The 5,581-nt window shown below is 64.1% G+C and carries 2 protein-coding genes; both read left to right on the top strand.

Annotated features, from left to right (window positions below):
• Positions 1-4,644: non-ribosomal peptide synthetase (locus LIX93_RS29425; protein ID WP_226507525.1), on the top strand; the 4,644-nt coding region annotated here is incomplete at its 5' end.
• A 12-nt stretch (positions 4,645-4,656) separates the two neighbouring features.
• Positions 4,657-5,581, top strand: a 925-nt coding sequence (locus LIX93_RS29430; protein ID WP_226507526.1) for a condensation domain-containing protein, incomplete at its 3' end; no start/stop codon positions are given.

The following is a 5,581-nucleotide window of genomic DNA, read 5'->3' on the forward strand; positions in this document are numbered from 1 at the left end:
GTGGCTGAACTGGCGCGGGTGGCGCGGCGCGGCGCGACGGTGGCGATCGAGCAAGGAGCGGTACGCGGCGATGCGCCGCTGACGCCGATCCAGACCTGGTTCATGGCGACGGACATCCCCCAGCGCGACCACTGGAACCAGGCGGTGATGCTGGCGCCGCGCGCGCGGCTGCAGGCAGACTTGCTGGCGCGTGCGCTGCGGATGATCGTCGATCATCATGATGCGCTGCGCGGACGTTTGCAGCAGGGCCAAGTGAACTACGACGGCGACGCGCACAACCCGCTCTGGCAGCGTGAAGCCATGGACGACACCGCCCTGGCTGCGGTAGCCGATGAAGCCCAGCGCAGCCTCGATCTGCAGCACGGCACGCTGCTGCGCGCAGTGCTGATCGAGCGCCCGGACGGCGAACAACGCCTGTTGCTGGTGGTGCATCACTGGGTGATCGACGGCGTGTCGTGGCGCATCGTGCTGGAAGATTTGCAAGCGGTTTACACGGCCCTCGAGAACGGCCAGCCGGCCCACCTGCCGGCCAAGACCGACAGCTTCAAGACCTGGGCGCAGCGCCTGCAAAGCTGGGCATCCAGTGCCCGCCAGACCGCGCAGCTTGCCTACTGGCACACCAGTTTAAGCGGCCGCGACGATACCTTGCCCTGTGATTTCCCTCAGGGTAGACGCTTGCAGGCCGACGCAACCTTTGTGAGCAGCCAACTGGACGCCGTGCAAACCCGTCATCTGTTGCAGCACGCCGCTCAGGCCTACCGCACCCAGATCAACGATCTGCTGCTGACTGCCTTGAGCCGCGTGCTGTGCCGCTGGACCGAGCAACCTTGTGCGTTGATCCGCCTTGAGGGCCACGGCCGCGAGGATTTGTTCGATGATCTGGACATCACTCGCACGGTGGGCTGGTTTACCAGCGTGTACCCAGTGTGCCTGTGCCCCGCCATCGGCATGGGCGAGTCCATCAAGGCGATCAAGGAGCAACTGCGGGCCGTGCCTGACAAAGGCATTGGCTACGGCGCGTTACGCTATCTGGGCGATGAATCGACGCAGGATGCGCTGGCATCTTTGCCGCAAGGCCAGATCGTCTTCAACTATCTGGGGCAATTCGACCAGAGTGTTGACCCGCGCACCGGCTACTTCGCTGCCAGTGGTGAAGACAGTGGCAGCAAGCAGGATCCCCTGGCGCCGTTGCCGGCGTTGATCAGCATCAATGGTCTGATACATGACGGTGTGCTGCAGCTGACCTGGACGTACAGCCGGCAGGTCTGGCGCGCGCAAACCTTGCAACAGCTGGCGGACGCACTGACTCAGGAGTTGCTGGCGTTGATCGAGCACTGCATGGACACGCAATCTGCCGGGCTGACCCCTTCAGACTTTCCGCTGGCCGGCCTTGATCAGGCGCAGCTCGACCGCCTGCCAGTACCGGCACGTGAAGTGGCCGACCTGTATCCGCTGTCGCCGATGCAGCAAGGCATGCTGTTCCACAGCCTCGGCCAGCGGGAGGGCGTGGCCTACGTCAACCAATTACGGGTCGATGTAGCGGGGCTGGATGTCGAGCGGTTCCGGGCGGCCTGGCAGGCCAGCCTCGACGCCCACGAAGTGCTGCGCGCCCGTTTCCTCGGCGACCAGGCACCGCCCCTGCAGTTGATTCGCAAGCAGGTCAGCTTGCCGTTCAGCCAACACGACTGGCAAGCATACGACGCGCTGCCAGCGGCGCTGGATGCCGTCGCGGCCAGCGATCGTCTGCGCGGCTTCGATCTGCAAAACGAAACGCTGCTGCGCTTGACGGTCATCAAGACCGGGCCCGGCCAGCATCATCTGATCTATACCAACCACCATATCCTGCTGGACGGCTGGAGCAGTTCACGGCTGCTGGGCGAGGTGCTGCAGCGCTATGCGGGTGCTGCTGTCGAGGCACCCAGCGGGCGTTTTCGTGATTACATCCAGTGGCTGGGCCGCCAGGATGCCAGCGCCGACCAGGCGTTCTGGCGTGAGCAACTGCGCGGTTTCGAGCAACCGACGCGTCTGGTCCAGGCGATCAAGCGCGAAGACGATGCACTCGACGCAGGGCGCGGAGAGTGGCACCAGCGCTTCGACACGGCGGCCACGCGGCGTCTGGTGGAGTTCAGCCGTCAGCAGCGGGTCACAGTCAACACGGTGGTGCAAGCCGCCTGGCTGTTGCTGCTGCATCGCTATACCGGCCAAGCCTGCGTGAGTGTCGGTGCGACCGTGGCCGGGCGGCCGGTAGGATTGACGGGCATCGAAGAGCAGTTGGGTCTGTTCATCAACACCTTGCCGGTGATTTCTCAGGTGCGTGCCGAACAGCCCCTCGGGCAATGGCTGCAGCAGTTGCAGGCGCAGAACTCGAGCCTGCGTGAGCACGAGCACACGCCGCTGTACGATGTGCAGCGCTGGGCGGGTCAGGCGGGCGCAAGCCTGTTCGACACGCTGCTGGTATTCGAGAATTATCCGGTGTCAGAAGCCTTGCAGCAGGGCGCGCCGGCAGGCTTGAGCTTCGGTGCGGTGACCAGCCTGGAGCAGACCCACTACCCGCTGACCTTGGCGCTGGGGTTGGGCGAGCAACTCAACGTGCACTACAGCTTCGACCGTGCCTGCTTGAGCGCCGACCGTGTGCAGCAGATAGGTGAGCACTGGCGCAGCTTGCTGGAACAGATAGGCGCCAACGCCGATCTGCCCTCGGGGGCACTGGAGATAATCGGCAGCGTCGAGCGTCAGCGCATCCAGACGCGTAACGATACCGCCGTCGTCGCGCCTCTCGAGCAGCCGATACATCGGCTGATCGAAGCTCAGGTGGCGCAAACCCCCGACGCCATTGCGTTGGTATTCGGCGAGCAGTCGCTGACTTACGCCCAGCTCAATGCCCGGGCCAACGACTTGGCGCACCGGCTGCAGGCCAGGGGTGTAGGGCCGGACGTACCGGTCGGCGTGGCCGCGCATCGAAGCCTGGACATGGTGATCGGCTTGCTGGCGATTCTCAAGGCAGGCGGTGCCTACGTGCCGTTCGATCCCGAGTATCCGCTCGATCGGTTGACGTACATGCTGCAGGACAGTGGCGTCACGCTGCTGCTGACCCAGACGGCCTTGGTGGAGCACCTGCCCGTCACCGACGCGGTCCATGTCATCTGCCTGGACGCACCGGCACTCGCTGAGGCCTCTGCACAGCGGGGCAATCTGTTGTCCAGCAGCCATGCCGACAACCTTGCCTACATCATTTATACCTCCGGCTCGACGGGGCGACCCAAGGGGGCTGGCAACAGCCACCGGGCCTTGAACAATCGACTGAGCTGGATGCAACGGGCCTATGCGATAGGCGCCGCGGACGTGGTGCTGCAAAAGACCCCATTCAGTTTCGATGTATCGGTCTGGGAATTCTTCTGGCCGCTGCTCAGCGGCGCGCGCCTGGTATTGGCGCAACCTGGCGAGCATCGCGATCCCCAGCGCCTGCTGGAAACCATGGTTGCTCACGGCGTCACCACGGTGCATTTTGTGCCGTCGATGCTGCAGGCTTTCATGGGCGCTGTGCAGGCAGAGCGCTGCACTCGCCTTCAGCGGCTGATCTGCAGCGGCGAGGCCTTGTCGGGCGAGTTGGCACAACAGGTCATGAGCCGCTTGCCGGCGGTGAACCTGTTCAACCTGTACGGGCCCACCGAGGCGGCGATCGATGTGACTCACTGGCACTGCACTGCGCAAGATCGGCACAGTGTGCCGATTGGTGTGCCGATCGATAACCTGCGTACCTATAGCGTCGATCTGGCGCTGTGCCCCGTCGCCTGTGGGGTTGCAGGTGAGCTGATGCTGGCCGGTACAGGCCTTGCCCGCGGTTATCACGCTCGGCCGGCACTGACCGCCGAGCGTTTCATTCCCGATCCATTTGCCGCGCAACCGGGTGGTCGCCTGTACCGCACCGGTGATCTGGCGCGCTATCGCGCCGACGGGGTGATCGATTACCTGGGGCGCCTGGATCATCAGGTCAAGATTCGTGGCTTGCGAATCGAGCTGGGGGAGATCGCCTCGCGAATACTCGACCTCGAGTCTGTGAGTGAAGCGGTGGTGATCGACGTCGAGCATCACTCGGGTTGCCAGTTGATCGCTTACGTCCTGTACCACGAAGGCCATGACGCTGAGGGCGCTCCAGCCCAGTGGATCGACTCGATTCATGAGTATCTGCGCAGCTGCCTACCGGCGTTCATGCTGCCCAGCGCGATAGTGAGGCTGCCCGCTATGCCCAAGACGCCCAATGGCAAGCTTGATCGCAAAGCGCTGCCGCCGCCCCGGCGCAGTGCGGGCGAAGGCGCGAGAGCGTTGCCCGAGGGGGCCTTGGCCCAGCAAGTCGCGGCTATCTGGGCGCAGGTACTGGGTATCGACAGCGTGGGCGCAGAGGATGACTTTTTCCATTTGGGCGGGCATTCGTTGTTGGCGGTTCAAGTGCTGGTCAGGGTCCGCGATCAATTAGGGCGAGACGTGCCCTTGGCGACGTTGTTCGAGCACCCGGGACTGGCAGACTTTTGTGCCCAGCTGGCACCACAGGTCGATGAACAGGAGAGCGTGCAGGCGCAATTGGCTAAATCGCTCGAGGTACTCAAACGTCTATCTAGCGAGGAAGTGAACGAGCTGATTTCTTAGAAGAGGTTTTACATGCAAGCGCTGCTCGACTCCGTAAAGTCATTGTCTGCGGATGAACGCAAAGCCCTTGCGGCTTTGCTCAAAAAGCAGGGGGTGAACCTGTATGGGGTCACCCCCATCGGCCTACGCGACACGGGTGACCAGCCGGGGCTCTCTTATGCCCAGCGGCGCCAGTGGGTTCTTTGGCAACTGGAACCTGACAGTGCGGCTTACAACCTGCCGGTTGCCCTGCGCCTGACCGGGCCTTTGCATGTCGAAGCACTCGGGCGCAGTTTCAGCGCGCTGATCGCGCGCCACGAGACCCTACGCACCCGCTTCGCAGAAGTCGATGGCTTGCCGGTGCAGGTCATCGAGTCGGCCGAGCCGCTGCGCCTGGTGGTCGAGTCGTTGCCGGATGTCGACCCCGCCAGCGTGCAGGCCTGGGTCGCCGCCGAGGCAGCGCAGCCCTTCGATCTGCAGCACGGGCCGCTGTTGCGGGTGCGCTTGCTGCGCGTGGCCCACGACCAGCATGTGCTGACCTTGACGCTGCACCATATCGTCTCCGACGGTTGGTCGACGCCGATTCTGGTCCGTGAACTGATCGCCTTGTACGAGGGCTTTTGCCAGGGTCGCGAGGTCAGCTTACCGGCCTTGCCGATCCAGTACGCCGACTATGCGCAGTGGCAGCGGCAGTGGATGGACGCCGGCGAGCGCGAGCGGCAACTGGCCTATTGGCAGGCGCAACTGGGTGACGAACAGCCGGTGCTGGAATTGCCGATGGATCGCTTGCGCCCGGCGCGGTCGAGCTTTCGCGGGGCGCGTTTGCCGGTACCGCTCAGCCCGGCGCTGAGCCAGGCGCTGCAGGGCCTGGCGCGGGAGCGCGGGGTGACGTTGTTCATGCTGTTGCTGGCGTCGTTCCAGACCCTGTTGCACCGCTACAGCGGCCAGCGCGACATTC

This window comes from Pseudomonas sp. MWU16-30317, from assembly GCF_020515695.1.
GTDB lineage: Bacteria > Pseudomonadota > Gammaproteobacteria > Pseudomonadales > Pseudomonadaceae > Aquipseudomonas.